Below are 26,027 nucleotides of genomic sequence, written 5' to 3'. Positions count from 1 at the left end.
AAGCCGCAGCTGGTGTCCGGCACCGCCGTGTTCCTGACCAGCGATCCGCTGAGCGCGCCGACCGCGCTCATGCACAGCCTTAAGCACTACAAGGTGCTGCACGAAAAGAACGTCATTCTTTCGGTGGTGACCGCGCCGCAGCCGGTGGTGCCGGACAGCGAGCGGGTGAAGATGGAGACGGTGAACGAGCTGTTCATGCGGGTGACGCTGACCTTCGGCTACATGGAGCAGCCGAACATTCCGCGCGCGCTGGCGATCTGCCGCAAGCAAGGATGGAAGTTCGACATCATGACGACGTCCTTCTTCCTGTCGCGGCGCTCGCTGAAGGCCTCGCCCAATTCCGGCATGCCGATCTGGCAGGACAGGCTGTTCATCGGCCTTGCGAAGACGGCGGCGGATGCGACAGAGTACTTCCAGATCCCCACCGGGCGCGTGGTCGAGATCGGTACGCAGGTCGCGATCTGACGCTTCAAGCATCTACATTGTGCCATAGATTTGAATGGACCTCTGCAGGTCGAGCCTTGCACTGGCGGTATGGGAGCCCTAACGCCAGGGCACTTGATATTGCACTGCAGCAAGCGTAGAGCACCGCGCATTTTATCGGAGTGTCGTCATGGCCCTTGCCAATGGTGCTGAGGCAGAACCCGTCGAGCAAACGGGGCATCCGGAAATAGAGCAGCACAGCACCAAGGTGCTGATGTTGGGCGCGCTGGGTGTCGTCTACGGCGATATCGGCACCAGCCCGATCTACGCGTTCCGCGAGGCGCTCGTTGCTTCCTCGCGCGGTGAGGTCGCCGATCGCGGCGATATTCTTGGGGTGCTGTCGCTGATCATCTGGTCGCTGACGATCATCGTCACGATCAAATACATCATGTTCGTGCTGCGCGCCGACAATCGTGGCGAAGGCGGCGTGCTCTCGCTGATGGCGCTGGCGCGCAGCACTTTCGCGACGCGTTCGGCGGTCATCCTGGCCATCGGCATCGCCGGCGCCTCGCTTTTCTTTGGCGACGCCGTGATCACCCCGGCCATCTCCGTGCTTTCGGCCGTCGAAGGCATGAATGTCGTGACACCCGCCTTTCAGCCTTATGTGGTGCCGCTGACGCTGCTCATCTTGGCTATTCTGTTTGCGGTGCAGCGGTTCGGCACAGGTGGTGTTGCCTTGATCTTCGGGCCGATCACCGCCGTGTGGTTCCTCGCCATCGGCCTGTCCGGGCTGAACCACATCATTGCCGATCCTGAAATCCTTTGGGCGATCAGCCCGCACTACATCGTCGCCTTCCTGATCCATTCGCCTGACGTGGCCTTTGTCACGATCGGCGCCATTTTCCTGGCCGTCACCGGCGCGGAAGCACTCTACGCCGACCTCGGCCATTTCGGCCGCAAGCCGATCGTGCTGGCATGGCTGGCGATCGTATTTCCCTGCCTGCTGTTGAATTATGCCGGGCAGGGCGCTTTCGTGCTCGCCAAGAACGGTGTCGTCGGCCATCCTTTTTTCGAGATGAATGAAGGCTGGGCGCTGATCCCGATGGTGATTCTGGCGACGGCAGCGACCGTTATCGCCAGCCAGGCGGTGATCTCCGGTGCCTTTTCGCTGACCAGGCAGGCGGTGCAGCTCAACATGCTGCCGCGGCTGGAGATCCTGCATACGTCCGAAAAACAGTCGGGCCAGATCTACATGCCGCGCGTCAACATGCTGCTGGCGTTGGTGGTGATGCTTCTGGTGGTCGGTTTCGGCGCGTCCAGCAGACTTGCCTCGGCCTACGGGATCTCGGTGACCGGCAATATGCTGGTGACGACGGTGCTCCTCTTCGTCGTCATGACCCGTATCTGGAAGTGGCAGCTCTGGGTCGCGGTGTCGTTGACGGCGCTGTTTGCCTTCATCGATGTCGGCTTCTTCGCCTCCAACATCGTCAAGGTGTTCGAAGGCGGCTGGGCGTCGCTCGCCGTGGCTTTCGCCATCATCCTCGGCATGTGGACCTGGGTGCGCGGCAGCCGCTACCTGTTCGACAAGACGCGCCGCAACGAAATCCCGCTCGACTTCCTGGCGTCGAACCTTTTGAAGAAAAAGCCGCAGCTGGTGTCCGGCACCGCCGTGTTCCTGACCAGCGATCCGCTGAGCGCGCCGACCGCGCTCATGCACAGCCTGAAGCACTATAAGGTGCTGCATGAGAAGAATGTCATTCTTTCCGTGGTGACCGCACCGCAGCCGGTGGTGCCGGACAGCGAGCGGGTGAAGATGGAGACGGTCAACGAGCTGTTCATGCGGGTCACGCTGACCTTCGGCTACATGGAGCAGCCGAACATTCCGCGCGCGCTGGCGATCTGCCGCAAGCAAGGATGGAAGTTCGACATCATGACGACGTCCTTCTTCCTGTCGCGGCGCTCGCTGAAGGCCTCGCCCAATTCCGGCATGCCGATCTGGCAGGACAGGCTGTTCATCGGCCTTGCGAAGACGGCGGCCGATGCGACAGAGTATTTCCAGATCCCCACCGGGCGCGTGGTCGAGATCGGCACTCAGGTCGCCATTTGAGGGACTGCAACGCCTAAAGGGGTGGGGAGGTGGGAATGGGCGGTGAGTTGGTGCTCGTTACCGGCGGCTCCGGGTTCCTCGGCGCGCACTGCGTTCTAGCCCTGTTGCAGGCAGGCTACCGCGTCCGCACAACAGTGCGATCCGCCAAGCGCGAAGCCGATGTTCTCGCCATGCTGAGGGTCGGCGGTGCCGAGCCGGGCGATGCGCTTTCCTTCGCCTACGCCGATCTGATGACAGACCCCGGCTGGCTGGAAGCGGTCGCGGGATGCCAGTACGTTCTTCATGTCGCTTCGCCGTTCCCGCCGGGCGTGCCGAAACACGAGGACGATCTGATCGTTCCTGCGCGCGAGGGTGCGCTGCGCGTGCTGCGGGCCGCGCGCGATGCGGGCGTCAAACGGGTGGTGCTCACCTCGTCCTTTGCCGCTCTCGGCTATGGCCAGAGGCCAATTCCGGGCAGTCCGTTCACGGAAGAGAACTGGACCAACCTGGCAGCCAAGGTAAGCGCCTATGTGAAGTCGAAAACGCTGGCGGAACGTGCGGCCTGGGATTTCATTGGCAGCCAGGGCGGAGCGCTGGAACTGACGGTCGTCAATCCGGTCGGGATCTTTGGACCGGTCCTGGGGCCGGATCATTCGACCTCGACGGACTTCATCAAGCGCTTGCTGGACGGCGAGATGCCGGGTCTGCCGCGCATGGTGTTCGGCGTGGTCGACGCGCGGGACGTGGCGGACCTGCATCTGCGCGCCATGACCAGTCCCGCCGCCAAGGGGGAGCGGTTCCTCGCCATCAGCGGCGATTTGATGACGACGCTGGGGATCGCACAAACGTTGAAATCGCGGCTGGGCAGCGTTGCGTCGCGCGTTACGACGAGAATGCTACCGGACTGGCTGGTCCGGACCGTCGGACTGTTCGACGGGCAAGCAGCGCAGATCGTGACGGAACTGGGCAAGGCCAGGAACGCAACCGGGGCCAAGGCCATGCGCATGCTCGGCTGGGCGCCGCGTCGCGCGAAGAAGCTCTCGTCGCCACCGGCGAAAGCCTGGTCCGGCTCGGATTGCTCAAAAAGTCGAGGTGACGCGCCCGGGAGAGTACCCCCCCAGGCGCAACGGTTCAGCCAAGCAGTGCGGCTTTGTTCCCTTCCAGGAACTGCTTGAGCGTCTTCGGCTTGCGGCCCGACAGCGTCTCGATAGCGTCGGTTACCATGCCGATACGGCCGGAGCGTGTGTTGGCGTCGAAGGATACGACAATGCGCGCAAAGTCCTCGGGAAGGCCGGCCGCCTTGACGCCCTCGGTCAAAGCCTCGTCAGGTAATTGGATAACCTCCAGCGGCTTGCCAGTGACTTCGCTCACCAGAGCGGCAATTTCGTTCGTCGTGTAGGCATGCGGGCCGGTCAGCGTGTAGACGCGGCTCTCCGTCGAGCCGGAAGCGAGGCTCGCGGCGATCGCGGCGGCCATGTCGTCGCGCGCGGCGTGCGCGATCCGACCGTCACCGGCCGACGTGTACCACTTGCCCGACGAAATGGCGTGCGGCAGCGCCATGAAAAGGTTCTCCTGGTACCAGCCGTTGCGGAAGATGGTGTAGGCAATGCCGCTCGCCTTGATGGCCTGCTCGGTGCCGTAGTGGTCGCCGGCAAACAGCACCGGCGAGACCGGCTCGGGATTGGGCATCGAGGTGTAGAGGAGGTGCGAGACGCTTGCCGCCTTGGCTGCGGCCACCGCGGCCTGATGCTGCTTGAGGCGCCGGTCGCTCTTCAGGTCGAGCTCACCGGTCGAGACGATCAGCACTCGGTCGGCGCCTTTGAACGCGCGCTCCAGCGAGGCCGGATCGTCGAAATCGGCCGGCCTGACGACAATGCCGAGGGCTGCCAGGTCGCGGAGATTTTCGGGATTGCGCGTGGTTGCGATGATATTTGCCGGCGCGACTTTCTGCGCATCGAGCAGATGGTTGATCACGGCGCGGCCGAGATGGCCGGAAGCGCCGGTGACAAGGAGAGTTTCGGTCATGGGAAGTTCCTGAAATTTGAGTCGAAGGGGTCTGAACGATGGTCTCAAAAAGAGACCAGCACTAAAATAAGAATTGACCAAGGGCCGTAAAGAAGGCAGTTTTCCGGGAGGTAGGCACAGCCGGGGAACCACCGGCGGGTCGCCGTTTCGATCAATGGATGTCGCGATGGACAGCAAGATCTTCAGTCTGAAATCGAAGCTCGAGGTCTACAAAGCCATGACCGGCGGCGGCAATTTCGCCGACTGCCCGGTCCGCGATGTGATCCAGGGCATCAGCGGCAAATGGAGCTCGCTGCTGGTCATGGCTTTGGCCGAGAAGCCGTACCGGTTCGGGGAGTTGCGCCGCCTGGTGCCCGACATTTCGCAGCGTATGCTGACGCAGACGCTCTACGACCTGCAGCGCGACGGCTATGTGCATCGCGAAGTCTTTCCGACCAAGCCGCCGAGCGTCGAATACAGCCTCACCGACCTCGGCCGCTCGATGTTTGCGCCGTTGCAGATGCTGATCCAATGGGCCGAGCTCAACCACGATGCCGTTCGTGAGGCGCGCGTCGCCTTCGATGCCGCGCAGGCCTGAGCCTTTCCTTCCCCGATACAAGCGTCAAAGCGCCGCTTGCGCCGGTGCCGCAGTTGCTCGCCGCCATGGTCGCGGGAACGGTGATCGACCCGTTCAGGCCGATCGGGCTTGCGGAATCGCAATGGCCTGCAGCCGGATCATTCGCGACAGATAGGATGCCTTTGCCCGCAGGAAGGCGTGCAGCCGCAGCGGATAGTCCGGACTGACAGCCTCCTTCACCGATTGCCGGTCGCTCAACGCCTTGCGCCAGGCCTGGACGAGAGGCTTACCGTCCAGGATGCCGCAAGCGCCGATCTCGTCGAACGTGTCGAAGTAGCGGAAGATCGGCCCGTAGACGGCGTCGACCATCGAGAAGCGCTTCCCGGCGAACCACGGACCGCTCCGCCTTGCCGACAGTTCCGCCTCGACACGCTCAAACAGTTCCGACAAGCCGCTGCTTTCCTTGAGGAAGCCGGCCTCATCGGCGGCGGAATAGAAGCGCCCGATGGCGTTGAGGATGGCCGAACCGAATTCGACCCAGGAGCGGTGCCTGGCCCGCATGAGCGGATCGGCCGGGTGCAACGGATTGGCCTGCGTCTCCTCGAGGAATTCGAGAATGACGACGGATTCGAAAATGATCTCCTCCTTGCTGCCGTTTCGAACGCAGAGCAGCGGTACCTTGCCGAGCGGCGAGATAGCCTTGAACCAGTCGGGCTTGCTGGCAAGGTCGACATTGACGCGCTCGAACGGCACTCCTTTCTCGGCGAGGGCGATTGCCGCACGCTGGACGTAGGGGCAAAGGTGATGACTGACGAGGGTGAGTTTGGCCGTCATCTTATTCTCCCCAGACATAGTTCAGCGCGCCGTCCTCGACGCGGGTCGACAGGAACATCAGCCGCGAGCCCTTCGGCGCCGGGCCTACGAGGCGCTCGCCGCTTTGCATGTCGAAGCGGGCGCCGTGCCACTGGCAGATGAAGGCGCCGTCCTTGCAGTCGAGTGGCCCGCCGAAATGCAGGCAGGCATTGGCTGCGGCACGGACACGCTCGCCGCTGCGCCAGACGTGGACCTCGCGGCCGAAGAAAGGCGCGATCAGGCTGCCGGTCTGCGGGATGTCGGCCACTTTACAGATCTCATGTGTCATCGGGAACTCCTTATCGATGCAATTGCATCTATATGAATGCATTTGCATCGACCGTCAAGCTTGATGCAATTGCATCTATCGAATAAAGTTCCTCGATGACGAGAAAATCTCTTCCGCCCGAGGCCGTCAAAGCCTGGGGCCGCCTGATGCGCGTTTCGCGCCAGCTGGTCGAAAAGACCGAGTATGCCCTGAAAGCCGGCGGCTTGCCGCCGCTCGCCTGGTACGACGTGCTGCACGAGCTTGCCGAGGCGGGCGAGGGCGGCTTGCGGCCGTTCGAGCTGATCGATCGCGTTCTGTTGGCGCAGTACAGCGTGTCGCGACTGCTGGCCCGGCTGGAAGCGGATGGCCTGTTGGAAAAGCTGCCTGTCTCGGATGACGGCCGTGGCCAGACAGTGCGCATCACGCCAAGCGGCCGGGAGATGCGCCGCCGCATCTGGGCGGTCTATGGCGCGTCCATTGCCGAGCTGATGGGCGACAAGCTTTCCGCCAAGGAGCTGGAAACGCTGGCTGCACTGCTCGGGCGGTTGCGCGAGCCACCGGCCGGCGATTAGCTCACGAGTGTTTGTGGGTACCGTCAGATTTTTTCGCCGCAGCCCCTTGCGATGGAAACCCGAATGCGCAATAAGCCGAACCGTAACGTACGGTACGCATTATTGAGCGACCGGGAACGGGTGAAAACGTGTTGCAAGCCGCCGCCGACACCGACAGCAGCGAAACGCTCACCGAGCGGCAGCAGGCCGTTCTGGACGCAGCACTTCGCCTACTGGTCGAAGAGGGCGACAACCTGACCATGACCGCGGTGGCGCGGCGGGCAAGCTGCTCCAAGGAAACACTCTACAAATGGTTCGGCGACCGCGACGGGCTGCTGACGGCGACAGTGCAATGGCAGGCCTCGAAAGTGCGCGTGGCGCCGGTCGACCGCAAAGGCCTCGACCTCGCTTGGCTGACCGCAAGCCTCGAACGCTTCGCTTCCGACTGGCTGAGGGTCATCTCCAGCGATACGTCTATCGCGCTCAACCGTGTCGCGGTCGGCCATGCCGGCTCCGGGAAGGATGACCTTGGCGCGATCGTGCTGCAGAATGGGCGTTTCGCGCTGGCCAGGCGTCTGAAGCCCGTGCTCGAAGCGGGACGCGAGGCCGGGCTGCTCGACTTAGACGACGCCGAGACGGCGTTCCGGACGTTTTTCGGTCTGGTCGGCCGCGACGTGCAGATACGGCTTCTGCTCGGCGACCGGCTGCAATTGACCGAGGCGACGATCGGCGGCGATGCCGCCCGCGCGACGCAGCAGTTTCTCGCTCTTTACGGCTCAAGGACCTGGAGAGCAAACAACCGGCCGCAAGGCCCGGAGCCGGATGATTTCAGGTCAAGTCGACCTGAAATCTGAATCCGGCTCCAAATTCAAGAGATAGAGCATGATGTCGTCCGAAAACCGCTTCACACTTTTCGGCATCATGCTCTGATCTTCAAAAACGGGAAGGAAGACGAAATGCGTGTCTATTACGATCGTGACGCCGATCTCAATCTGATCAAGGGTAAGAAGGTCGCTATCATCGGCTATGGCAGCCAGGGCCGGGCGCATGCGCTGAACCTCAAGGATTCCGGCGTCAAGGAGATCGCCATCGGCCTGAAGGCCGGCTCGGCGACCGCCAACAAGGTCGAGGCCGACGGGCTGAAGGTGATGAGCGTGGCGGATGCCGCCAAGTGGGCAGACCTGATGATGATGGCAACGCCCGACGAGTTGCAGGCCGACATCTACAGATCAGAGATCGCGCCGAACATCCGCGACGGCGCCGCCATCGCCTTCGCGCACGGCCTCAATGTGCATTTCGGCCTGATCGAGCCGAAGGCTTCGGTCGACGTGGTCATGATCGCGCCGAAGGGCCCTGGCCATACCGTGCGCGGCGAATATCAGAAGGGCGGCGGCGTGCCGTGCCTGGTTGCCGTCAACCAGGACGCCTCGGGCAATGCGCTCGACCTGGCGCTCTCCTATGCCTGTGGCGTCGGCGGCGGCCGTTCCGGCATCATCGAGACCAATTTCCGCGAGGAATGCGAGACCGATCTGTTCGGCGAGCAGGTGGTGCTGTGCGGCGGTTTGGTCGAGCTGATCCGCGCCGGCTTCGAGACGCTGGTGGAAGCCGGCTACGCGCCGGAGATGGCCTACTTCGAGTGTCTGCACGAGGTGAAGCTGATCGTCGACCTCATCTATGAGGGCGGCATCGCCAACATGAACTACTCGATCTCGAATACCGCCGAATGGGGCGAATATGTCTCCGGTCCGCGTATCATCACGGCCGACACCAAGGCCGAGATGAAGCGCATCCTGAAGGACATCCAGACCGGCAAATTCACCTCGGAATGGATGCAGGAATATCGCGCCGGCCTGTCACGCTTCAAGGGCATCCGCCGCAACAACGACAGTCATCAGATCGAAGAGGTTGGCGCGAAGCTGCGCGCGATGATGCCGTGGATCGCCAAGAACAAGCTGGTCGACAAGGCGAAAAATTAATTCGGTCTATTCATGCTTCGTGAAAGCCGGCGGAGCGATCCGCCGGCTCTCACGCTCAGCCGTAATGCCAATGCGGCTTCGGCTCGGTGCCCGCGAATTCCACGCCGATGCGGTCGTCGCGGCGCCAGCGGACGATCGCCTTGTAGCCGATCCGGTCCTTCGTCACGTAAAGCAGGAATTCGTCGGGCACATGCGCCTCGATAGGCAGCTTCAGTTCGGCGCCGCCAGGATGCATGTTGCGCACCGTGCACATGACCCCGGAATTGTTGATGCCGGTCAGGATCGCCGCGCCCTTCAGCACGCGTTGCCGGCGCTTGCCTCTCAACTCGTTCTCGGTCATGGCGGAGTCGTCCTAGCGGATCGCAGCTTGGCGATCGTCATATGGGGCACCGCATGACGGATAGACGCATCTGCTAAATTTAAGGTTATCGCGTCGCCGTCGGGCGCGCCTTGCCAAAAAGAAACGGCGCCCGCCGGGCGCCGTTGAGCTTCGTGCCGAGGGGCTCAGATATAGGGCGAAATGCACTGCCGGCGCGGGCCGTTATAGGGCTGGAACGTGTTGTCCCAGGCCCGATAGGACCGGTAGCGGTCGTGGCACCATTGGACATGGGCCCTGGAAAGCCGCTCGGTCCGGTAAATGCGCCGCGGCTGATAGTAGCGCGGATAGGGATCGTAATAATAGGGATTGTAGAAATTGTTGTAGGCGAGGCTGCCGAGACCGAGGCCTAGGCCGAGCCCAAGGATGGCCGCGCCCCCGCTGTCGAAGTGGCGATGGCGATGATGGCGATGATGCCGCCAGCGCCAATTGCGATCTCCGTCCCAGTTGCGGGAGAAATGACGTGCGCGGAAGTCGCCGTCACGCCATCTAAAATCGCGGCCGCGCCAGTCACCGCCGCGCCGCCAGCGCCAGTCATACATCTGCCGCCGGTCGTTGCCGCCGGCCCAGCTGTCGCGAACGGGGATGATGGTGGATGCGGCCGTGCTGGTCACGGTCGACATATCGGGCTGCAGGACCGGGCCGGCAATCGACGGCACCGTCAGCCCAGCGGAGAGACCCAAGGCCAGAAGCCCGGATCCAAGGGAAGACAAGAGCGGTTTCATTTCACTCTCCACGAGTAAGGCCCCACGCCCAAAACGCTCGGGAATAGGCCTATTGATGGAACTTTCCATCTGAACGGAAGATGAACAGAAAGGTTCCGTCAACCATAACGGGCGTGCGTATGCTCTTGTGTTCGCCATTGCTTGCGGGCAAAGGTCTCGGCCATGTCGCTGCGCCTCGCCACCTTCAATGTCGAGAACCTGATGAACAGGTTCGACTTCTCCGGCTATCGCAACCAGCTCAACGAGGACCGAACGCTGGCGCTGTTCGACATCCAGAGCGAAGCAGAATACAGGCTGCTCGAACAGGCGCGCGCCATCGCCCAGTCCGATGACACCCGCCAGCTTACCGCGCTCGCCATAGCCGCGACACGCGCCGACGTCATCTGCATGCAGGAGGTGGACAATATCGAGGGGCTGAAGGCCTTCGAATATGGCTATCTCTTCAAGATGATCGGGCAGGGCTACCGTCAGAAATACACCACCGCCGGCAACGACTCCCGCGGCATCGACGTCGCCGTGATGATGCGCAACGAGACCGCGCAGGGGCAGCCGATCGAATTCGTGCGCATGACCAGCCATGCCTATGTCACGTTCGAGCAGTTCGGACTGTTCACGCCGGAACTGGCGGCGTTCGGGCACCTGGCCACCGAACGCGTCTTCCGGCGTGACTGCCTGGAAATCGACATAACGGTCGGCGGCGTGCCGCTTACGCTGTACCTCGTGCATTTCAAGTCAATGGGCTCGCCGCGCAACGGTCTCGATGGCCGCGAGGCGACGATGCCACTGCGCATCGCCGAGGCGCAGGCCGTGCGCCGCATCATCGAGGACCGCTTCGGCAAGGACCATGCGGCCGACAAGCGCTGGGCAATCTGCGGCGACATGAATGATTATCGGCAGCGCGTGAAGATCGAAGGCGACAGCTTCGACGGCTATCGCTTCCAGGTCGTCGACGAAGCGCAGTCCTCGATCAACGTTCTGACCGCCGGCGGCTTTTGCGAAAATGTCGTCGAGCGGCGGCCCGAGATGGACCGCTGGAGTTTTTATCACACGCGCGGTCCGCAAGAGCGGCATTTGTGCCAATTGGACTATATCCTGCTGTCGAAGGCCTTGGCGGCGAAGAACGCCACCGCGGTTCCGGAGATCATCCGCAACGGTCAGCCTTGGCGCACCATCTTTCCGCCTGGCCAGGAAGTCGAGCGTTTTCCGCGTGCCGGGTGGGACAGGCCGAAGGCCTCCGACCATTGCCCGGTGGTGATCAACCTGGACATGGCCTGAGCCCGTGAGCTTCGACCTGCCGCGCAATGTCATTTTGCCGGTCGACGCGGTCGACGTACGGCTCGTTGCCAGCCCGCATCCGTTCGAGCGCGACAATCAGACAGCGATCGCGGAAAACTGGCGCCGCGAAATGGAGATGAAGCCGGCGCTATATGACGGCACCGTGGTGTTGCTTTCAGCGCTGAGCTATCGCGACAGCCGGCTCATCGGTCGCTGTCATGCGGTGAAGTACTCGACTTTCATGCTGTGGCGCAAAAACCGGGAGCTGAGCGGCGCCGAACATGCCTATGCGCACGCCGTGCTGGTTGCCGGCGACAATGCGCTGGTGGCGATCCGGATGGGCTCGCACACGGTGAACGCCGGCCGCGTCTATTTCGCCGCCGGCTCCTTCGAGCCGATCGATTTCCGCGACGGCCTCGTCGATATCGATTTCAACATGATCCGCGAGGTGGGCGAGGAAACCGGGATCGATCTGTCGGGCGCCGCACGTGGACAGCGCTACTACGCGCTGTCGACATCGAGCGGCACGGTGATCTTCCGTCGCTTTCGGGTGGCCGAGCCTGCCGACGAGATCGCGCAGCACATAAAGATGTTCGTCGCGGCCGAGGCGGACCCGGAGATCGAAGGTCCGGTCATCATCCGCAACGCAACCGACCTGCCGGTCGGGCTGATGGGGCACATGAAGCCGCTGATCAAGTGGCATTTCGCCAACGAGCTGGTCTGACTCGTTCACGGGCCGACGACGCGGCGGTTCACTCGTGCCTTAGCGCCTCGATCGGATCGAGCCTCGCGCCGCGCAATGCCGGGAAGAAGCCGAACACCATGCCGATCAGCGCCGAAAAACCGACGGCGAGCAGGATGACCGCCGGGCTCGGCGCGAAGGGTATCGTCAGCGTCACCGAGGCCAGGCCTGCGAGCGCCAGTCCGATCAGGATGCCGATGATGCCGCCAAGCAGCGACAGCACCGTCGCCTCGACCAGGAACTGGATCAGGATGTGTTTTTCGTGCGCACCGATCGCCAGCCTGATGCCGATCTCGCGCGTGCGCTCAGTGACCGATACCAGCATGATGTTCATGATGCCGATGCCGCCGACCAGAAGGCTGACGCCGGCGACGGCACCCAGCATGCCGGTCATGGTGGTGGTGGCGCTGGCCATGGCGTCGGCGATCTGGGTCATGTCGCGGATCGAGAAATCGGCATCACGGTCCGGCGTGATGCGGCGCGTGTCGCGCAGGATGTCCTCGACGCGCGGCTGCAGTTCGGTGGTCGGCGTCCTGTCGTCGGCGGCGATGTAGATCGAGTCGATGTCGCGGTTGCCGGCGATGCGCCGCTGGTAGGCGGCCAGCGGCATCAGCACGACATTGTCCTGATCCTGGCCGAAGCCGGTGTAACCCTTCGGCTCGAGCAGGCCGATGATCCGGCAGGAGGTGCGGTTGACGCGGATCGTCTCGCCCTCCGGATCGCCGGCGCCGAAGAACTGCTGCCGCACCGTCTCGCCGATCAGGCAGACGCGGGCGCCGGCGCGCGCCTCGGAATCGCTGAAGGGGCGGCCCGACACCAGCTTCCAGTCGCGCGCGTCGAGATAGGCGCTGTCGGTGCCGGTAACGCCCGACGTCAGGCTCTCCGTGCCGAAGATGACCCGCACCTGTTTTTGCGACGCCGGTGCGATGGCGCGTGCGCCGCTGAGATGGGCAACCAGTGCTTCGAGGTCCTTGGCGGCCAGCGGTCGGGTGACCTGGTCGAGCCCGCCGGGGCCGCCAGGCCCTGCCGGACGGCCCGAGCGGACGACGAGCAGGTTGCTGCCGAGTTTCGAGATGTCGGCCTTGACCTTCTCGGTGGTGCCGGAGCCGATGGTGAGCATGGCGATGACCGCGGCGACGCCGATGACGATGCCGAGCAGGGTCAGGAACGAGCGCAGCACGTTCCGGCGGATGGAAATCAGCGAAAGGCGGACGGTTTCCCAAATCATGCTGCCTCGGCTTTCGGTGTATCTGAAGCGACGTGGCCGTCGAGGAAGCGCACCGTGCGCCCGGCATATGCCGCGACGTCGGCTTCGTGCGTCACCATAACGATGGTGAGGCCGAGTTCGGCGTTCAGCCTGGTCAGCAATTCCACTATTTCGTGCGTGCGCGCGGTGTCGAGATTTCCGGTGGGCTCGTCGGCGACGAGCAGGGTCGGTTTGGTGACGATGGCACGCGCGATCGCCACGCGCTGTTGCTGGCCGCCCGAGAGCTCGGCCGGCGTGTGATGTTCGCGCCCGACAAGTCCGACCTGGGCGAGCGCCTGCATGGCCAGCTCCCGGCGCTCGCGGGCGGAAACGCCGCGATAGATCAGCGGCAGCTCGACATTTTCCGCCGCCGTGGTGCGGGGCAGGAGATTGTAGCCTTGGAAGACGAAGCCGACATAAAGGTTGCGCAGCAGGGCGCGGCGGTTGCGGTCGAGCCGGCCTGCATCCACGCCCTTGAAGCGGTAGGTTCCGGCCGTCGGCGTGTCGAGACAGCCGATGATGTTCATCGCCGTCGACTTGCCCGAGCCGGACGGTCCCATGATGGCGACGAACTCACTTCTGCGGATGGCAAGATCGACGCCGGCAAGTGCGTGCACGCACGCTTCGCCCTCGCCATAGCTCTTCCATACACTGTCGAAGGTGATGAGCGGGGGAGCGGACACGGTCAGCTCCGTTGCTGCGAGCCGGTGATGACCTCTGCGCCTTCCTCGAGGCCGGACGTGATCTCGGTCAGTTCGCCGTCGGTCGAGCCGATCCTGACGTTGACGGCATGCGGCCGTCCGTTGTCCAGCACATAGAGCGTGTGAGAGCCGTCGATCGGCGCTTTCGTCGCCTCGCGCTGCCGGTTGGGGGGGCCCATGCGGCCGGTAAAGAGGTCGCGCAGGCTCCAGCCGCGGGCCGCCTGTTGCGCCGGGCGGTAACGGAAGGCTGTGGCCGGCACGGTGAGCACGCCCTTGGCCTGCCTGGTCACCACGGCGACCGTGGCGGTCATGCCTGGCCTGAGCAGAAGCTCGCCGTTGTCGACTTCCAGCCGTGCATTGTAAGTGACGACGCCGTCGGTGGTGACGGAGGCATAGGAGATGTCGCGGATCTCGGCGTCGAAGGGACGGTCCGGGAAAGCATCGACCGTGAAGCGGGCATGCTGGCCGGGCTTGACCTGGCCGATATCGGCCTCGTCCACCGCCGCCTGCAGCTCCATGTTCCGCAAGTCGGCAGCGATGACGAACAGCACCGGCGCCTGCAGCGAAGAAGCGACCGTCTGCCCCGGATCGACGGAGCGCGTGAGCACGATGCCGTCGATCGGCGCGTAGATGGTGCTCTTGGCAAGGTCGGTCTGCTGGGCCTTCAGATCAGCCTCAGCGATGGCGAGATTGGCCTCGGCGCTGTCGAGCGCGGCCTTGGAGCGATCGCGTGTCGCGGTCGCGGCCTCAAGCGATTGATCCGTCGCCATGCCGCGCTTGGTGAGGGCGTTCGCGCGGACCACCGCGTTCTCGTTTTCCTGCAGCGTGACCTTGGCATCCTCGACGACGGCCGCCGCCGCCTTTGCCGAGGCCGTGGCGCGCTCGATCTGGACCTCGAGCTTGGCGGTGTCGAGCGTCGCCAGGATGTCGCCCTTCTTGACCTGCTGGTTCTCGTTGACGGCGACGGAGCGGACGATGCCGGAAAGCTCGCTGGAGATGTCGACCTGCGTCAGCGGCTGCAGCGTGCCGGTCGCCGACACCTTGACGGTCAGGTCGGCAATCGTCGCCGGCGCGATCGTGTATTCGATCCGGGGCGGCGAGACGGCGTTCCACCGGTAGCCGGCGATCGCGGCCGCCACGACAGCCAGCGCCAGCAGCGCGTAGAGCCAGAACCGGCGGCGCTTGCGGCTCACGCGTTTGCGGTCGAGCCCGAGAGCCGTTTCGATGGAAGTATCGGATTCTGCGTTTGGCGGATTGACAAGCTGGTCCACCACGGACCCCTATAACGACAAATTGATGTCCCTATCCGTGAACAAATCATGCCTTGAGGTTCGAATTTCAAATTAAATTTCCCTCATGTTGGGATCGAGCAGAAATTCGGGACGAAGCGGAAGGTTTTCCAAATGACGCGCGACTACTTGCTTTACGACGTGTTTACGACCGAGCGGCTGGCAGGGAATCCGCTCGCCGTGGTGCTCGACAGCCAGGGGCTGGACACGGCTGCCATGCAAGCGATCGCGCGCGAATTCAACCTGTCCGAGACGGTGTTCGTGCTGCCGCCCGAAAATCCCAAGCACCGCAACCGTATCCGCATCTTCACGCCCGACTATGAGATGCCGTTCGCGGGCCATCCGACCGTTGGGTCGGCTATCGCGCTTGCGGAGCAGGCTGGCGAAGCGACTGGCATCTTTGTGCTGGAGGAAAATATCGGCCCCGTGCGTTGCGCGGTCAGCAAGCATGATGGCGCCACCTTCGCCGAATTCGACCTGGCGAAACTGCCTGAGCGGCTGGAACTCGCCGCCGAACCGGAAATGATCGGCGCAGCCCTTGGCCTTGGCCCGCACGAGCTCGGCTTCGAGAATCACCGCGTCTCCTTCTGGTCGGCCGGCGTGCCCTATGTCACCATTCCGGTTGCCGGCCTCGAAGCGGCCGCAAAAGTCAGGCTGGACAACCAGGCATGGTCCGAGCTCGCGCCGCGCAAGAGCGAATGGGCCTTCGCCAGCCCATACGTCTATTGCCGCGAGACGGTGCATCACGACAGCGCCTTCCATGTGCGCATGATCGTGCCTGGCAATCCCTCCTACGAAGATCCGGCGACCGGCTCCGCGGCGGCGGCCTTTGCCGGCGCCATTATGCATTTCGACGGTCCAACGGACGGGATCTCGCAGCTTTGGATCGAGCAGGGGCTGGAGATGGGCAGACCCTCGCGCATCCGGCTCGAGCTCAACGTCGACGGCGGAAAACTGGCCTCCGCGCGTATCGGAGGCCATGCGATCAAAGTGGCGGAAGGCCAGCTTTTTGTGTGACACCTGCGGCAATTCGGCGATTTGTCGGGAAATGATCCGGCAGGGCTGGACATCGCTCAAACCGGCGGCTATATGCGCCGCCGACGCTGGATTTCCCAGCGGTGTGGGTGTGTAGCTCAGTTGGTAGAGCAGCTGACTCTTAATCAGCGGGTCCACAGTTCGATCCTGTGCACACCCACCAAAGTCTTCTCATAAAACGGGCAAACAAGCGAGACGGGCACCAGTCCTACTGCGCTGTCCTGTTCAAGCTGGCCTTGAACTTGACCTTCATCGTGATCTGGCCGGTCACCGTAACCTGCGATCCGCCATAACCGCCGACATTGCGGTCCCGGCATTGACGTTAGTTGTCATGCCAGTGATTTCGCAGGTGTCGGCGACAGTCTCGACCACCATGGCGCAACTGACGGCCGCGACCTTGTAGAAAGACCGAAGTGCGGCCTGCTGCTGGGCGGCTGCGTCTTCGTCGTCCTTGACCGGAAGGGTCATCGAAATCGACGATTGGATTCTGGCAGATCCGTCTTCGCCGGGGCGCAGCGGGCGAACATATTGGTCTTGGGCAAGGGCCGGCAGTGCCATCCCAGCAAGAAACGTAACAAATATTTAGGCCTTCAAATACATCATTCGATCTCCCGGAGACATCTCTGTCGCACGAAACAATCAAGACGACGTTATTTCGTCATTTCAACAGCGTTGAAATTTTGAAGGAAGATTATTTTTCCGAAACGCCAGCCTCGGCGAAGCTCGCCATCCTCGTATGACACTCGAGCGCCGAACGGACGATGTTGACGGCAAGGCAGGCGCCGGAGCCTTCGCCGAGCCGCATGCCGAGGTCGAGCAGCGGCGGCAGGCCCAGCGCTTCGAGCAGGCGGCGATGACCGGCTTCGGCCGAGACATGGGCGGCGACGGTGTGCGCCAGCCCGGTCGGGTGCAGCCTTGCCAGCGGCGCGACGGCGGCGGTGCAGACGAAGCCGTCGAGCAACACCGGCACGTTGTTCTTGCGCGCGGCCAGCGTGGCGCCGAAGATCGCCGCAAGCTCGCGTCCGCCAAGGGCGGCGGCGATCTTCAGCGGGTCGGAAAGCGAATCGGCATGGCGCTTGAGGCCCGCCTCTATGGCGGTGATCTTGCGGATCAATCCGGCATCATCGACGCCGGTGCCGCGGCCGGTCCATTTTTCCGCGCCGCCGCCGAAAAGAGCGGCCGAGATCGCTGCTGCCGGCGTGGTGTTGCCGATGCCCATCTCGCCGAAACAGACGAGGTCGAGATCGTTGGTCACGGCGTCGTAGCCGGCCGAGACCGCGGCGAGGAAGGTCTGCTCGTCCATCGCCGGCGCTTGCGTGAAATCGCCTGTCGGATGATCGAGATCGAACGGGATGACGTCGAGCCTGGCGCCGGCGACGCGGGCGAGCTGGTTGATGGCAGCACCGCCGCCGGCAAAGTTCGCCACCATCTGCACCGTGACTTCCGAAGGATAGGCCGAAACGCCCTGCGCGGTGACGCCGTGATTGCCGGCAAACACGAAGACTTTGACCGCGTCGAGCTTCGGCATGTCGCGGCCCTGCCAGCGGGCCAACCAGGCGGCGATCGTTTCCAAACGGCCAAGGCTGCCCTGCGGCTTGGTCAGCGTGTCCTGGCGACGGGCAACGGCGGCGGCGGCCGTATCGCTGCCGGCGGACAGATCGAGGCAGGCGGCGCGAAGGTCTTCGAGCGATTTGAACGACGTTGTTTGAGGGGACATGAGGGTAAGGTCTCCGAAAGAAGAATCAGGAAAGGCAAGCGGAAGCGACAAGCAGCACGGCGATCTCGCCGAGCTGCTGCAGCGCTCCGATCGTATCGCCGGTCTGGCCGCCGATCTGGCTGAGGCAGAGCGCACGAAAGGCGGCAAACAGCAGGCCAAGCAGGATCACCGCGGCAATTGCGCCGCCGAGGCCGAGCGCCAACAGCGCCACGGCTCCGAGCGCGGCACCAACGACGGCGGTTTCGGCAGTGACCGAGCCCGCGTCGGCCGACAGCCCATCGGAGCGCGCCGGCGGCAGAAGATGCATGAAGGCGCCGAACAGGCCGCGCGAGGCGGCGTGCGCTGCCAAAAGCGCCAGGAAGATGTGGCCAGGGCCGGCCAGTTCCGAAAGCGCGCTCCAGCGGATGAGCAGCGAGATGCCGAGCGCCGCGGCGCCATAGGCGCCGATGCGGCTGTCGCGCATGATCTCCAGCTTCTTCTCGCGCGTCCGGCCGCCGCCGAGTCCATCGGCGATATCGGAGAGCCCGTCCTCGTGCAGGCAGCCGGTGACAAGCATCGTCGCTGCAAGCGCGAGCGCCGCAGCCGGACCGGCGGCAAGGCCCAGGGCGCCAACGATGGCGTAGACAAGCGCGCCGATGACGGCGACGGCGAGACCGGCAAAGGGTGCCGCCCAGATCGCTTCGGCTAGGCTGCGGCCGCCGAAATCGCTCGACGGCAGCCTCAGCCGCGTCAAGAAGACAAGGCTGAGGCCTATGTCGTCCAGCAATCGCCGAGGCTCTGAAAGGCCGCCGCTCATGCGCCCCTCGCAATAGCATGGAAGAAAGTGCCGCTGACATGGCCGCGCCGGTAACCCGACGCGCCCAGCGGATTGCCCTGGCCGTCGGCGAGGTCCGCCAGCGGCTCGTCATTGCCTGTGGCGGTCATCTGCGCATAGTGGAACTCATGGCCGCGGATGAGCATGCCTTCGCTGCCAAGCGGACACCCGGCGCGCAGCCGCGCCTCGCGATAGCCGAGGTTCATCCTGCGCCTGGCGAAGCTGGTCGAATGGCCAAGCAGGCCAAGCATTTTATGGCTCTCGCCTTCCGCATCCTCCAGCGCCTCGCCCAGCACCATGAAGCCGCCGCACTCGCCATGCACTGGCTTCCTCGCGGCGAAACGGGCCGTTCCGGCACGGAAGTTGCCAGCGGCCGCAATCTTGCCGGCATGCAGTTCTGGATAACCGCCTGGCAGCCAGCAGACATCGCAATCTTGGCTCGGCGCTTCGTCGGCAAGCGGTGAGAAGGGCACGATCTCGGCGCCAGCGTTTCGCCAGTATGAGGCGACATGCGGGTAGAGGAAGGTGAAGGCGGCGTCCTCGGCCAGTGCAATGCGCTGGCTTGGCGGCTGTAACGCCTCGCCGAAGTCGCCGGCCGTGGGTTCGAGCGGGCTCGCCAGCGCGAGAATGGCGTCGATATCGAGCGACTTCTCGACCATGTCGGCAAGCCGGTCGAGATGCGCCATGAGGTTCTCGTGCTCCCCTGCTTGGACGAGGCCGAGATGCCGCTCCGGCAGGTTGAGCGTCGGATCGCGCATGATGGCGCCGACCACCGGCAGACCGATGGCCTCGATCGCGTCGCCCGCCAGCCGGCGATGGCGCTCGCTGCCGAGGCGGTTGAGCACGACGCCGGCCATGCGCACATCCGGATCGTAGGTGGCAAAACCCTTGGCGACGGCGGCGGCCGTGGTCGACTGACCGGAAACGTCGAGCACCAGAAGCACCGGCAGGCCATAGAGCCGGGCGAGATCGGCGGCCGAACCCGAACGGCCTTCCGGCGCGGGAATGCCGTCGAAAAGGCCCATCGCGCTTTCGAGAATGACGTACTCGGCACCACACGCTGCCTGGTTCGCCAGCGCGTTGAGCAGGGAAGGCGGCATCGCCCAGCTGTCGAGATTGACGCCGGAGAGGCCGGTGGCGGCGGTATGGAAGCCGGGATCGATATAGTCCGGTCCGGACTTCGCGCCGCGCACCTTCAGCCCGCGCCGGGCAAGCGCGCGCAACAGGCCTATGGTGACGCTGGTCTTGCCCGAGCCGGAGCGCGGCGCGCCGATGATGATCGCGCGCGCCGTCATGCCCCGCCCGCCAGTGCCGCGCGCATGGCGACGATACCGCCGACGACGATCAGCGCCGGGGAGGCGAGCCCGGCGGCAGCGGCCTCCTCGGCGATTGTGGCGAGCGTGGCGACAACGATGCGCTCCTGCGGCGTGGTCGCTGCGACGATCACGGCGGCAGGCGTCGACGGCGCGAGGCCACCGCTGAGCAGCTTTGCCGCTATCACCGGCAGATTGGCCATGCCCATATAGATGACGACCGGCTGGCCGGTGCGCGCGATTGCGGCCCAGTCGATGTCGTCATCGGTGCCGGCGGCATGGCCCGTGGCAAGGATGACCGCCTTGTTGATGCCGCGCATGGTGGCAGGGATGGCGGTGGCGGCCAATGCGCTGAGACCGGAGGTGAGGCCGGAGAGCACCCGAAATGGTATGTTTTCCCGTGCCAGCGACAACGCCTCTTCGCCGCCGCGGCCGAAAATATAGGGATCGCCGCCCTTGAGCCGCACGACGCGGCGGCCCTCGCGCGCCAGCCGCACGAGCAGGGCGTTGATGTCGTCCTGCTTCATCGAGGGCTGGCCGCCGCGTTTACCGGCGTAGAAGAGCTCCGCGCCTGCAGCAACCGCGACGACATCGGGCGAGACCAGCGCGTCATAGACCAGCGCATCGCACTGCCCGAGTGCCGCCAGCACTTCGAGCGTCAGGCAGCCGGGATCGCCGGGGCCGGCGCCGGCCAGCCAGACATGGCCGGGCTCCAGCGCGCGCGGCTTGAAGTTCAGCCGCGCCAGCGCCTGCTCCACCGTTGCCCGTCCGTTTCTGTTGGTGCTGGCGTTCACAATCCGTCCCGTCCGCGAAAACGCCGCTGGTAGTGGGCGTCGTAAAGTGAGCTCTCGCCGAAATCCTGCGCGGCCAATGCGCTGCCGACGAAGATGATCGCCGTGCGCTCCATCGGATTTTGCGCAAGCTGCGCCTCGATCGTGCCCAGCGTGCCGGTCAGAATGCGCTCGTCCGACCAGGAAGCGCGGAAGACGACCGCCACTGGGCATTCTGCGCCGTAGAGCGGCGTGAGTTCGGCAACGATGCGGGCGATGGCATGGATGGCGAGATGGATGGCTAGAGTTGCACCGGTGCGGCCGAAGCCGGCAAGCGTCTCGCCGGGCGGCATTTTCGAGGCGCGGCCGGAGACGCGGGTCAGCACGAGGCTCTGCCCGAGCTCGGGAATGGTAAGCTCGCGCCGTAACGCCGCCGCCGCCGCCGCGAAGGAAGGCACGCCCGGCGTCAGCGTGTAGGGGATATCGCGCTTCTCGAGCCGCCGGATCTGCTCGGCCACTGCGCTCCACACCGAAAGGTCGCCGGAATGCAGGCGCGCGACGTCCTGGCCGGCTTCGTGGGCGGCAAGATATTCGGCCTCGATCTCGTCGAGCGACATCGGCGCGGTGTCGATCAGTTTTGTGCCGGGCGCGCAGTGTTCGAGCAGTTCCGGCGCGACGATCGAGCCGGCATAGAGGCAGATCGGACAGGAGGCCAGCAGGCGGCTGCCGCGCAAGGTGATGAGGTCGGCAGCACCAGGGCCGGCGCCGATGAAATGGACGGTCATTTTGGGCCTCCACCAAGGGCGATGGCGCAGGTAACAGGACCAAGAACAGTACGTGGTCCAAGCAGTTTCGCCTCTTTGCCGGCCGCGGCCAGGGCCGACGCTTCCGAAACCGACGGCGTGCCGGCGTGAGCCTGCGACCATTCGGATTGGCTGATCGTGCCGGATGAGACGGTTTGCAAGGCGTCGTCGGAGACGACGAGCACGGGCAGGTCGAGGTCGCGACCGGCAAGAAAGATCGCTTGCTCGTCGCGTTTCATTTCGCCCGTTGCCAGCGCTGAAAGCGCGGTCTTTGGCAACCCATGCGCTTCGAGCGCGGTCTCGATCGCGGCGCGCACGTCGCGCGCCATCACACCCTTCCGGCAGCCGATACCCGCGACCATCATGGCTTTACCCAGCTCCATTGCATGACCGGCATGGCCGGACGCCAGGCCTGCATGGATCCGACCGGCGCCGCACGCGAGAGGGCGATGCGCAGAAGGTCGCCGCCGCGCCTGGTATGCTGGTCAAGCAGCAGCGCCTCCATTTCCAGCGTCACAGCATTGGCGACCAACCGGCCGCCGGCGCGCAGCGACTTGATCGCTGTCTGCAGCACGCCGGCATCGCTGCCGCCGCCGCCGATGAAGATGGCGTCTGGTGTCGCCAGTGTTGCCAGCGCTTTCGGCGCCGAGCCTTCGATGACGACGAGACCGGGCACGCCGCAATGCGCGGCGTTGCGATGGATGCGGGCGGCGCGCTCGCTGTCGGCTTCGATGGCAATCGCCCGCATCGAAGGGTGAGCCCGCATCCATTCGATGCCGATCGAGCCGGAGCCGGCACCGATGTCCCAGAGCAGTTCACCGCGCCGCGGCGCCAGCGCCGACAGCGTCATGGCGCGGATCTCGCGCTTGGTGATCTGGCCGTCATGCTCGAACAGATGATCGGCAAGGCCGACGGTCAAAGGCAGGATGCGCGCATCCGGAGTCGATTCTATTTCGAGCGCCAGCACGTTGAGCGGATTGATGTTTTTGAGATCGAAGGCGTCGGCGCGGACAGCGTGGCGCGTTTCGCCCTGGCCGCCAAGCGCTTCGAGAACCGTCAACCGCGACGGACCGAAGCCGAGTTCGTCGAGCAGCGCGGCGATGGCGACCGGCGCGTCGCTGTCGGATGTGAGCGCAAGGATACGTGCGCCGGGGTGGAGCAGGGGGCGGAGGAGGTCGATCGAGTGGCCATGCAACGAGATGGTTTCGACATCCTGCAGCGCCCAGCCGAGACGGGAGGCGGCTAGCGACAGCGATGACGGCGCCGGCAGGACGAGCATCTCATCCGGTTTCACTTTGCGCGCGAGCGTGACGCCGACGCCGTGGAAGAACGGGTCGCCGGAAGCCAGCACGCAGACGCTTTTGCCTTCGAGCGCCAGCACATCATGCATCTCGGCATCGAACGGCGTCGGCCACGGTCGCGCCTTGCCCTTGGCCAAGTCTGAGACGAGCGCGAGGTGCCGCTTGCCGCCAAAGATGACTTCGGCCTCGGCGATCCTGCGCTTGGCCTCGTCGCCCAGACCCGCTACACCGTCCTCGCCGATGCCGACGATGGTCAGCCATCTTGCGACCGGCTTGGCAGCGCGCGAACCCTCAGCAGGCATGATGACCCACCGTATTCTGATTCTCGGCGGAACCACGGAGGCCCGGCAGCTGGCGGGCAAGCTGGCTCGCCGGAAGGATTTCTCGATCACGCTGTCGCTCGCCGGCCGCACCGAAAGCCCCATGGCGCAAGGCGTGCCCATGCGTAGCGGCGGCTTTGGCGGCATGCAGGGATTGGCCGCCTACCTCCATCGGGAACAGGTCGATCTGGTGGTCGACGCCACGCATCCTTACGCGGCCCGTATGTCGGCCAATGCCGCTGAGGCGGCCAGGCAAACCCGCGTGCCGATGGTTGCGCTGCGGCGTGCCGGCTGGGAGCCTGTCGCGGGTGATCGCTGGACTTTCGTGGAGAGCGTCGCTGAAGCGGCCAAGGCGCTTGGCACGGCGCCGCGACGAGTCTTGCTGGCGATCGGCCGGCAGGAAGCCGGCGCGTTCGAGGCCGCTCCGCAGCATCGCTATCTCATTCGCAGCGTCGACCCGATCGAGCCAAAGCTGGCTGTGCCTGACGCAGTTTACCTTCTGGCGCGCGGGCCGTTCCCCGAAGCGGACGAGCGCGCGCTGCTTGAAAAATACGCCATCGATACCGTCGTTTCGAAGAACAGCGGCGGCGAGGCGACCTACGGCAAGATCGCCGCGGCGCGCGCGCTCGGCATCGAGTTGATCATGGTGCGCAGGCCGCCGCTGCCTGACGTTGCGTCGGCCGAGACCGTCGATCAGCTGGCTGCGATGGTCGATCATTTTCTCGACCCAGTTGCCGAACGCGGCGTGTAGACCAGCGCGGGCTTGTCGCCGCGCTTGATGATGCGGGTCTCGGGCGAGCCGATGATGACGCAGGTCGACATGTCGGCCTTTGCCGCATCGGCGTCGGCGAGCAGAAACACCTCGATGCGCTCTTCGGGCCGGCCGGCGGCGCGGCCGAAGATCACCGGGGTGGTGCCCGGCAGAATGGCCTTCAGGCATTCGAAGGCGCGGCCGAGCTGCCAGGGGCGGGCCTTGCTGATCGGATTGTAGAGCGCAATGACGAAGCCGGCGCCGGCCGCCGCCAGCAGACGCAGCTCGATCAGCTCCCAGGGTTTTAGATTGTCGGAGAGCGAGATGGCGCAGAAATCATGGCCAAGCGGCGCGCCGATGCGGGCTGCGACCGCGAGCATGGCGGTGACGCCGGGAACGACCGCGAGGTCGATTGACCTCCATTCTGGCGGACCGGCTTCGATCGCCTCGCAGACGGCGGCCGCCATGGCGAATACGCCGGGATCGCCGCCGGACACGACAGCGACGCTGTGACCTTCGGCTGCCTTGGCCAGCGCCTCGTTCGAGCGGGCTAGCTCTTCGCGATTGTCGGAGGCGATGCGGGTCTGGTCCTGTCGCAGCTCGAGCCGGTCGAGATAGGGCTTGTAGCCATAGAAGAAGGAAGCCTCCGTCACGGCGCGGATCGCCTCCGGCGTGACCTGATCGGCATTGCCGGGGCCGAGGCCGATCACGGTGAGGCGGCCGCTCAAGGCTTGGCTCCGGGAACTCCGGGACGCGCCGACCAGCCGGCGACCAGCACGATGGCGAAATAGGGGGCCTTGTCGTCCGGCTTTTCCGCGAGCCGCATCGACACGCTGCCCGGCATGGTGCCGCGCTCGACATAGACGGCCTTCGTCAGCTTGCCGGTCGCTTCCAGCGCGCGGCGGATCTTCGGCAGATTGCGGCCGACCTTCATGATGACGGCGGCATCGGTATCGGCCAGCCGTCGCGTCAGCTCGAACTCGCTCATCGTGCCGGGAAGCACGGTCAGCACATCGTCGCCCTGGACGATCGGCAGGCCGGTCGCCGACCAACAGCCGGACATGGCGGTGATACCGGGAATGACTTCTGTCGGGAATCGGTGCGAGAGGCGCACGTGCAGATGCATATAGGAGCCGTAGAAAAGCGGATCGCCCTCCGACAGCACGGCCACCATCTTGCCGGCGCCGAGATGCCCAGCGACCTGTTCGGCGGACTGCTCATAGAAATCGGTGATCTGCGAGCGATAGTCGTCGTGATCCTTGTCGATCTCGGTCGTCACCGGATAGAGCAGCGGCAGCTCGACCATATCCGGGCGAAAGCGCGCCTCGACGATGGCGCGCGCGTTGCTGTTGTTGCCGCGCTTGGCGAAATAGGCGACAACGTCAGCCTCGGCCAGCGCGCGCGCCGCCTTCAGCGTCAACAGCTCCGGATCGCCGGGACCGGTGCCGACGCCGACGAGCCGGCCTTTGGGGAAAGCGTTCACAGGCCTGGCCTCGCCAATGCGTTGAGTGCTGCGGCCGTCATGGCGCTGCCGCCCAGCCTGCCGCGCACGATGGCGTAAGGCACACCGTAGGAGTTTTCCGCCAGTGCATCCTTGGATTCGGCAGCACCGACGAAACCAACCGGCATGCCGATGATGGCGGCCGGCTTCGGCGCGCCGTCGCGCAGTTTTTCGAGCAGATAGAACAGCGCGGTCGGTGCGTTGCCGATGGCGACCACCGAACCTGCCATGCGCTCGCTCCAAAGGTCGATAGCGGCGGCCGAGCGCGTGTTGCCGATTTCCTTGGCGATATCGACGGTGCGCGGGTCGCGCAGCGTGCAGATCACCTCGTTTCCGGCCGGCAGGCGGGCACGGGTGATGCCGTGGGCGACCATCTCGGCATCGCAGAAGATCGGCGCCCCGGCGGCAAGGGCGGCACGGGCCGCTTCAACGAAACCGCTGGAGAACACGAACTGGCTGGCTGCCTCGACCTGGCCGCAGGCGTGGATCATGCGGATCGCGACATCGGCCTCTGTCTCGGAAAAGCGCGACAAGTCCGCCTCGGCGCGGATGATGGCGAAAGAGCGCTCGTAGATCGCCATCCCGTCATGGATATAGTCGTAGGCGGCCAT

General features: G+C 64.7%; 29 protein-coding genes, 1 tRNA gene and 1 pseudogene. 12 read left to right on the top strand and 19 right to left on the bottom strand.

Annotation, left to right across the window (positions count from 1 at the left end):
• From CK222_RS23415 to CK222_RS23405, 3 genes and pseudogenes are all read left to right on the top strand, one after another.
• On the top strand, window positions 1-465 hold a 465-nt coding region (locus CK222_RS23415; protein WP_176477721.1), incomplete at its 5' end, for a KUP/HAK/KT family potassium transporter.
• A gap of 148 nt (window positions 466-613) precedes the next feature.
• The gene (locus CK222_RS23410; protein WP_095802009.1) at window positions 614-2,530 is read left to right on the top strand and encodes a potassium transporter Kup; all 1,917 of its coding nucleotides are present in this window, start codon (window positions 614-616) and stop codon (window positions 2,528-2,530) included.
• A 35-nt stretch (window positions 2,531-2,565) separates the two neighbouring features.
• Window positions 2,566-3,605: pseudogene (locus tag CK222_RS23405) on the top strand (aldehyde reductase).
• A gap of 35 nt (window positions 3,606-3,640) precedes the next feature.
• Here the strand turns inward: CK222_RS23405 and CK222_RS23400 are convergent.
• Window positions 3,641-4,534 (bottom strand): SDR family oxidoreductase, encoded by an 894-nt coding sequence (locus CK222_RS23400; RefSeq protein WP_095802008.1) that lies wholly within the window; start codon window positions 4,532-4,534, stop codon window positions 3,641-3,643.
• 166 nt (window positions 4,535-4,700) lie between these two features.
• Between CK222_RS23400 and CK222_RS23395 the strand changes: the two genes are divergently transcribed.
• Window positions 4,701-5,111, top strand: coding sequence for a helix-turn-helix domain-containing protein (locus CK222_RS23395; RefSeq protein ID WP_066998811.1), 411 nt, complete (start codon window positions 4,701-4,703; stop codon window positions 5,109-5,111).
• Window positions 5,112-5,204: 93 nt separating this feature from the next.
• Here the strand turns inward: CK222_RS23395 and CK222_RS23390 are convergent, their stop codons facing one another.
• Both CK222_RS23390 and CK222_RS23385 read right to left on the bottom strand, forming a co-directional pair.
• Complete coding sequence (locus CK222_RS23390) at window positions 5,205-5,924, bottom strand: glutathione S-transferase family protein (RefSeq protein WP_176477720.1); 720 nt, start codon at window positions 5,922-5,924, stop codon at window positions 5,205-5,207.
• A gap of 1 nt (window position 5,925) precedes the next feature.
• Window positions 5,926-6,231 (bottom strand): Rieske (2Fe-2S) protein, encoded by a 306-nt coding sequence (locus CK222_RS23385; protein WP_095802006.1) that lies wholly within the window; start codon window positions 6,229-6,231, stop codon window positions 5,926-5,928.
• 95 nt (window positions 6,232-6,326) lie between these two features.
• Between CK222_RS23385 and CK222_RS23380 the strand changes: the two genes are divergently transcribed.
• The 3 genes from CK222_RS23380 to ilvC all read left to right on the top strand — a co-directional run bounded on the left by CK222_RS23380 (window position 6,327) and on the right by ilvC (window position 8,737).
• Entirely contained in the window at window positions 6,327-6,782 is a 456-nt protein-coding gene (locus CK222_RS23380) for a MarR family winged helix-turn-helix transcriptional regulator (protein ID WP_067323285.1), read from the top strand.
• A 128-nt stretch (window positions 6,783-6,910) separates the two neighbouring features.
• Entirely contained in the window at window positions 6,911-7,615 is a 705-nt protein-coding gene (locus tag CK222_RS23375) for a TetR/AcrR family transcriptional regulator (protein ID WP_245433197.1), read from the top strand.
• A 102-nt stretch (window positions 7,616-7,717) separates the two neighbouring features.
• Window positions 7,718-8,737, top strand: a complete 1,020-nt coding sequence (gene ilvC, locus CK222_RS23370) for a ketol-acid reductoisomerase (RefSeq protein WP_067323290.1) — start codon at window positions 7,718-7,720, stop codon at window positions 8,735-8,737.
• A 55-nt stretch (window positions 8,738-8,792) separates the two neighbouring features.
• Here ilvC and CK222_RS23365 read toward each other — a convergent pair whose 3' ends face one another.
• The gene (locus CK222_RS23365) at window positions 8,793-9,077 is read right to left on the bottom strand and encodes a PilZ domain-containing protein (protein ID WP_067323293.1); all 285 of its coding nucleotides are present in this window, start codon (window positions 9,075-9,077) and stop codon (window positions 8,793-8,795) included.
• A gap of 164 nt (window positions 9,078-9,241) precedes the next feature.
• On the bottom strand, window positions 9,242-9,838 hold the full coding sequence (locus CK222_RS23360; protein WP_067323296.1) for a BA14K family protein: 597 nt from the start codon (window positions 9,836-9,838) through the stop codon (window positions 9,242-9,244).
• 162 nt (window positions 9,839-10,000) lie between these two features.
• Here CK222_RS23360 and CK222_RS23355 point away from each other — a divergent pair, with 162 nt between their 5' ends.
• Window positions 10,001-11,113: an endonuclease/exonuclease/phosphatase family protein gene (locus CK222_RS23355; RefSeq protein WP_095802004.1), complete on the top strand. Its 1,113-nt coding sequence runs from the start codon at window positions 10,001-10,003 to the stop codon at window positions 11,111-11,113.
• 4 nt (window positions 11,114-11,117) lie between these two features.
• Window positions 11,118-11,837, top strand: coding sequence for a hypothetical protein (locus tag CK222_RS23350; RefSeq protein WP_095802003.1), 720 nt, complete (start codon window positions 11,118-11,120; stop codon window positions 11,835-11,837).
• A gap of 28 nt (window positions 11,838-11,865) precedes the next feature.
• Here the strand turns inward: CK222_RS23350 and CK222_RS23345 are convergent, their stop codons facing one another.
• The 3 genes from CK222_RS23345 to CK222_RS23335 are packed head-to-tail and all read right to left on the bottom strand — an operon-like array spanning window position 11,866 to window position 15,073.
• Window positions 11,866-13,083 (bottom strand): ABC transporter permease, encoded by a 1,218-nt coding sequence (locus CK222_RS23345; RefSeq protein WP_095802002.1) that lies wholly within the window; start codon window positions 13,081-13,083, stop codon window positions 11,866-11,868.
• On the bottom strand, window positions 13,080-13,784 hold the full coding sequence (locus CK222_RS23340) for an ABC transporter ATP-binding protein (RefSeq protein ID WP_095802001.1): 705 nt from the start codon (window positions 13,782-13,784) through the stop codon (window positions 13,080-13,082). The genes CK222_RS23345 and CK222_RS23340 overlap by 4 nt, the downstream gene beginning before the upstream one ends.
• A 2-nt stretch (window positions 13,785-13,786) precedes the next feature.
• Window positions 13,787-15,073 (bottom strand): efflux RND transporter periplasmic adaptor subunit, encoded by a 1,287-nt coding sequence (locus CK222_RS23335; protein ID WP_095802000.1) that lies wholly within the window; start codon window positions 15,071-15,073, stop codon window positions 13,787-13,789.
• A 132-nt stretch (window positions 15,074-15,205) separates the two neighbouring features.
• Here CK222_RS23335 and CK222_RS23330 point away from each other — a divergent pair, with 132 nt between their 5' ends.
• Both CK222_RS23330 and CK222_RS23325 read left to right on the top strand, forming a co-directional pair.
• On the top strand, window positions 15,206-16,108 hold the full coding sequence (locus CK222_RS23330; RefSeq protein ID WP_095801999.1) for a PhzF family phenazine biosynthesis protein: 903 nt from the start codon (window positions 15,206-15,208) through the stop codon (window positions 16,106-16,108).
• Between the two features lie 105 nt (window positions 16,109-16,213).
• Window positions 16,214-16,289 (top strand) — tRNA-Lys (locus CK222_RS23325).
• A gap of 104 nt (window positions 16,290-16,393) precedes the next feature.
• Here the strand turns inward: CK222_RS23325 and CK222_RS23320 are convergent.
• The 8 genes from CK222_RS23320 to cbiE form a co-directional block, all read right to left on the bottom strand.
• Window positions 16,394-16,684, bottom strand: coding sequence for a hypothetical protein (locus CK222_RS23320; RefSeq protein WP_095801998.1), 291 nt, complete (start codon window positions 16,682-16,684; stop codon window positions 16,394-16,396).
• 133 nt (window positions 16,685-16,817) lie between these two features.
• Window positions 16,818-17,843 (bottom strand): nicotinate-nucleotide--dimethylbenzimidazole phosphoribosyltransferase, encoded by a 1,026-nt coding sequence (cobT, locus tag CK222_RS23315; RefSeq protein WP_095801997.1) that lies wholly within the window; start codon window positions 17,841-17,843, stop codon window positions 16,818-16,820.
• 25 nt (window positions 17,844-17,868) lie between these two features.
• On the bottom strand, window positions 17,869-18,639 hold the full coding sequence (cobS, locus tag CK222_RS23310; protein ID WP_095801996.1) for an adenosylcobinamide-GDP ribazoletransferase: 771 nt from the start codon (window positions 18,637-18,639) through the stop codon (window positions 17,869-17,871).
• Window positions 18,636-19,952 (bottom strand): cobyrinate a,c-diamide synthase, encoded by a 1,317-nt coding sequence (locus tag CK222_RS23305; protein ID WP_095801995.1) that lies wholly within the window; start codon window positions 19,950-19,952, stop codon window positions 18,636-18,638. The genes cobS and CK222_RS23305 overlap by 4 nt, the downstream gene beginning before the upstream one ends.
• Window positions 19,949-20,764 (bottom strand): uroporphyrinogen-III C-methyltransferase, encoded by an 816-nt coding sequence (gene cobA / locus CK222_RS23300; RefSeq protein ID WP_176477719.1) that lies wholly within the window; start codon window positions 20,762-20,764, stop codon window positions 19,949-19,951. Before cobA ends, CK222_RS23305 begins: the two co-directional genes overlap by 4 nt.
• Window positions 20,761-21,525 carry a precorrin-4 C(11)-methyltransferase gene (cobM, locus tag CK222_RS23295; protein ID WP_095801994.1) on the bottom strand — a complete coding sequence of 255 codons (765 nt, stop codon included), beginning with the start codon at window positions 21,523-21,525 and terminating at the stop codon, window positions 20,761-20,763. The genes cobA and cobM overlap by 4 nt, the downstream gene beginning before the upstream one ends.
• Window positions 21,522-21,908 (bottom strand): cobalamin biosynthesis protein, encoded by a 387-nt coding sequence (locus CK222_RS23290; RefSeq protein ID WP_095801993.1) that lies wholly within the window; start codon window positions 21,906-21,908, stop codon window positions 21,522-21,524. Before CK222_RS23290 ends, cobM begins: the two co-directional genes overlap by 4 nt.
• Window positions 21,905-23,146 (bottom strand): precorrin-6y C5,15-methyltransferase (decarboxylating) subunit CbiE, encoded by a 1,242-nt coding sequence (gene cbiE / locus CK222_RS23285; protein ID WP_095801992.1) that lies wholly within the window; start codon window positions 23,144-23,146, stop codon window positions 21,905-21,907. Before cbiE ends, CK222_RS23290 begins: the two co-directional genes overlap by 4 nt.
• Before the next feature lies 1 nt (window position 23,147).
• Between cbiE and CK222_RS23280 the strand changes: the two genes are divergently transcribed.
• Entirely contained in the window at window positions 23,148-23,915 is a 768-nt protein-coding gene (locus tag CK222_RS23280) for a cobalt-precorrin-6A reductase (RefSeq protein ID WP_095802025.1), read from the top strand.
• Here CK222_RS23280 and CK222_RS23275 read toward each other — a convergent pair.
• The 3 genes from CK222_RS23275 to CK222_RS23265 are packed head-to-tail and all read right to left on the bottom strand — an operon-like array spanning window position 23,879 to window position 26,027.
• Window positions 23,879-24,643: a precorrin-3B C(17)-methyltransferase gene (locus CK222_RS23275; protein ID WP_095801991.1), complete on the bottom strand. Its 765-nt coding sequence runs from the start codon at window positions 24,641-24,643 to the stop codon at window positions 23,879-23,881. The genes CK222_RS23280 and CK222_RS23275 overlap by 37 nt on opposite strands.
• Window positions 24,640-25,398: a precorrin-2 C(20)-methyltransferase gene (locus tag CK222_RS23270; protein ID WP_095801990.1), complete on the bottom strand. Its 759-nt coding sequence runs from the start codon at window positions 25,396-25,398 to the stop codon at window positions 24,640-24,642. Before CK222_RS23270 ends, CK222_RS23275 begins: the two co-directional genes overlap by 4 nt.
• Window positions 25,395-26,027, bottom strand: a complete 633-nt coding sequence (locus CK222_RS23265; protein WP_095779767.1) for a precorrin-8X methylmutase — start codon at window positions 26,025-26,027, stop codon at window positions 25,395-25,397. The genes CK222_RS23270 and CK222_RS23265 overlap by 4 nt, the downstream gene beginning before the upstream one ends.

Source organism: Mesorhizobium sp. WSM3866, assembly GCF_002294795.1.
Taxonomy (GTDB): domain Bacteria; phylum Pseudomonadota; class Alphaproteobacteria; order Rhizobiales; family Rhizobiaceae; genus Mesorhizobium.
The sequence above is the reverse complement of the archived record's forward strand: the minus strand, read 5'-3'. Positions and strand labels throughout refer to the sequence as shown.

Coding starts and splice junctions, on each gene's coding strand:
- CK222_RS23380 (WP_067323285.1), top strand. CDS start 6,327: ATGACGAGAAAATCTCTTCCGCCCGAGGCCGTCAAAGCCTGGGGCCGC.
- CK222_RS23305 (WP_095801995.1), bottom strand. CDS start 19,952: ATGACGGCGCGCGCGATCATCATCGGCGCGCCGCGCTCCGGCTCGGGC.
- CK222_RS23385 (WP_095802006.1), bottom strand. CDS start 6,231: ATGACACATGAGATCTGTAAAGTGGCCGACATCCCGCAGACCGGCAGC.
- CK222_RS23360 (WP_067323296.1), bottom strand. CDS start 9,838: ATGAAACCGCTCTTGTCTTCCCTTGGATCCGGGCTTCTGGCCTTGGGT.
- CK222_RS23320 (WP_095801998.1), bottom strand. CDS start 16,684: ATGGCACTGCCGGCCCTTGCCCAAGACCAATATGTTCGCCCGCTGCGC.
- CK222_RS23280 (WP_095802025.1), top strand. CDS start 23,148: ATGACCCACCGTATTCTGATTCTCGGCGGAACCACGGAGGCCCGGCAG.
- cobM (WP_095801994.1), bottom strand. CDS start 21,525: ATGACCGTCCATTTCATCGGCGCCGGCCCTGGTGCTGCCGACCTCATC.
- ilvC (WP_067323290.1), top strand. CDS start 7,718: ATGCGTGTCTATTACGATCGTGACGCCGATCTCAATCTGATCAAGGGT.
- CK222_RS23410 (WP_095802009.1), top strand. CDS start 614: ATGGCCCTTGCCAATGGTGCTGAGGCAGAACCCGTCGAGCAAACGGGG.
- cobT (WP_095801997.1), bottom strand. CDS start 17,843: ATGTCCCCTCAAACAACGTCGTTCAAATCGCTCGAAGACCTTCGCGCC.
- cobS (WP_095801996.1), bottom strand. CDS start 18,639: ATGAGCGGCGGCCTTTCAGAGCCTCGGCGATTGCTGGACGACATAGGC.
- CK222_RS23290 (WP_095801993.1), bottom strand. CDS start 21,908: ATGATGGTCGCGGGTATCGGCTGCCGGAAGGGTGTGATGGCGCGCGAC.
- CK222_RS23400 (WP_095802008.1), bottom strand. CDS start 4,534: ATGACCGAAACTCTCCTTGTCACCGGCGCTTCCGGCCATCTCGGCCGC.
- cbiE (WP_095801992.1), bottom strand. CDS start 23,146: ATGCCTGCTGAGGGTTCGCGCGCTGCCAAGCCGGTCGCAAGATGGCTG.
- CK222_RS23345 (WP_095802002.1), bottom strand. CDS start 13,083: ATGATTTGGGAAACCGTCCGCCTTTCGCTGATTTCCATCCGCCGGAAC.
- CK222_RS23265 (WP_095779767.1), bottom strand. CDS start 26,027: ATGGCCGCCTACGACTATATCCATGACGGGATGGCGATCTACGAGCGC.
- CK222_RS23355 (WP_095802004.1), top strand. CDS start 10,001: ATGTCGCTGCGCCTCGCCACCTTCAATGTCGAGAACCTGATGAACAGG.
- CK222_RS23330 (WP_095801999.1), top strand. CDS start 15,206: ATGACGCGCGACTACTTGCTTTACGACGTGTTTACGACCGAGCGGCTG.
- CK222_RS23390 (WP_176477720.1), bottom strand. CDS start 5,924: ATGACGGCCAAACTCACCCTCGTCAGTCATCACCTTTGCCCCTACGTC.
- CK222_RS23365 (WP_067323293.1), bottom strand. CDS start 9,077: ATGACCGAGAACGAGTTGAGAGGCAAGCGCCGGCAACGCGTGCTGAAG.
- CK222_RS23395 (WP_066998811.1), top strand. CDS start 4,701: ATGGACAGCAAGATCTTCAGTCTGAAATCGAAGCTCGAGGTCTACAAA.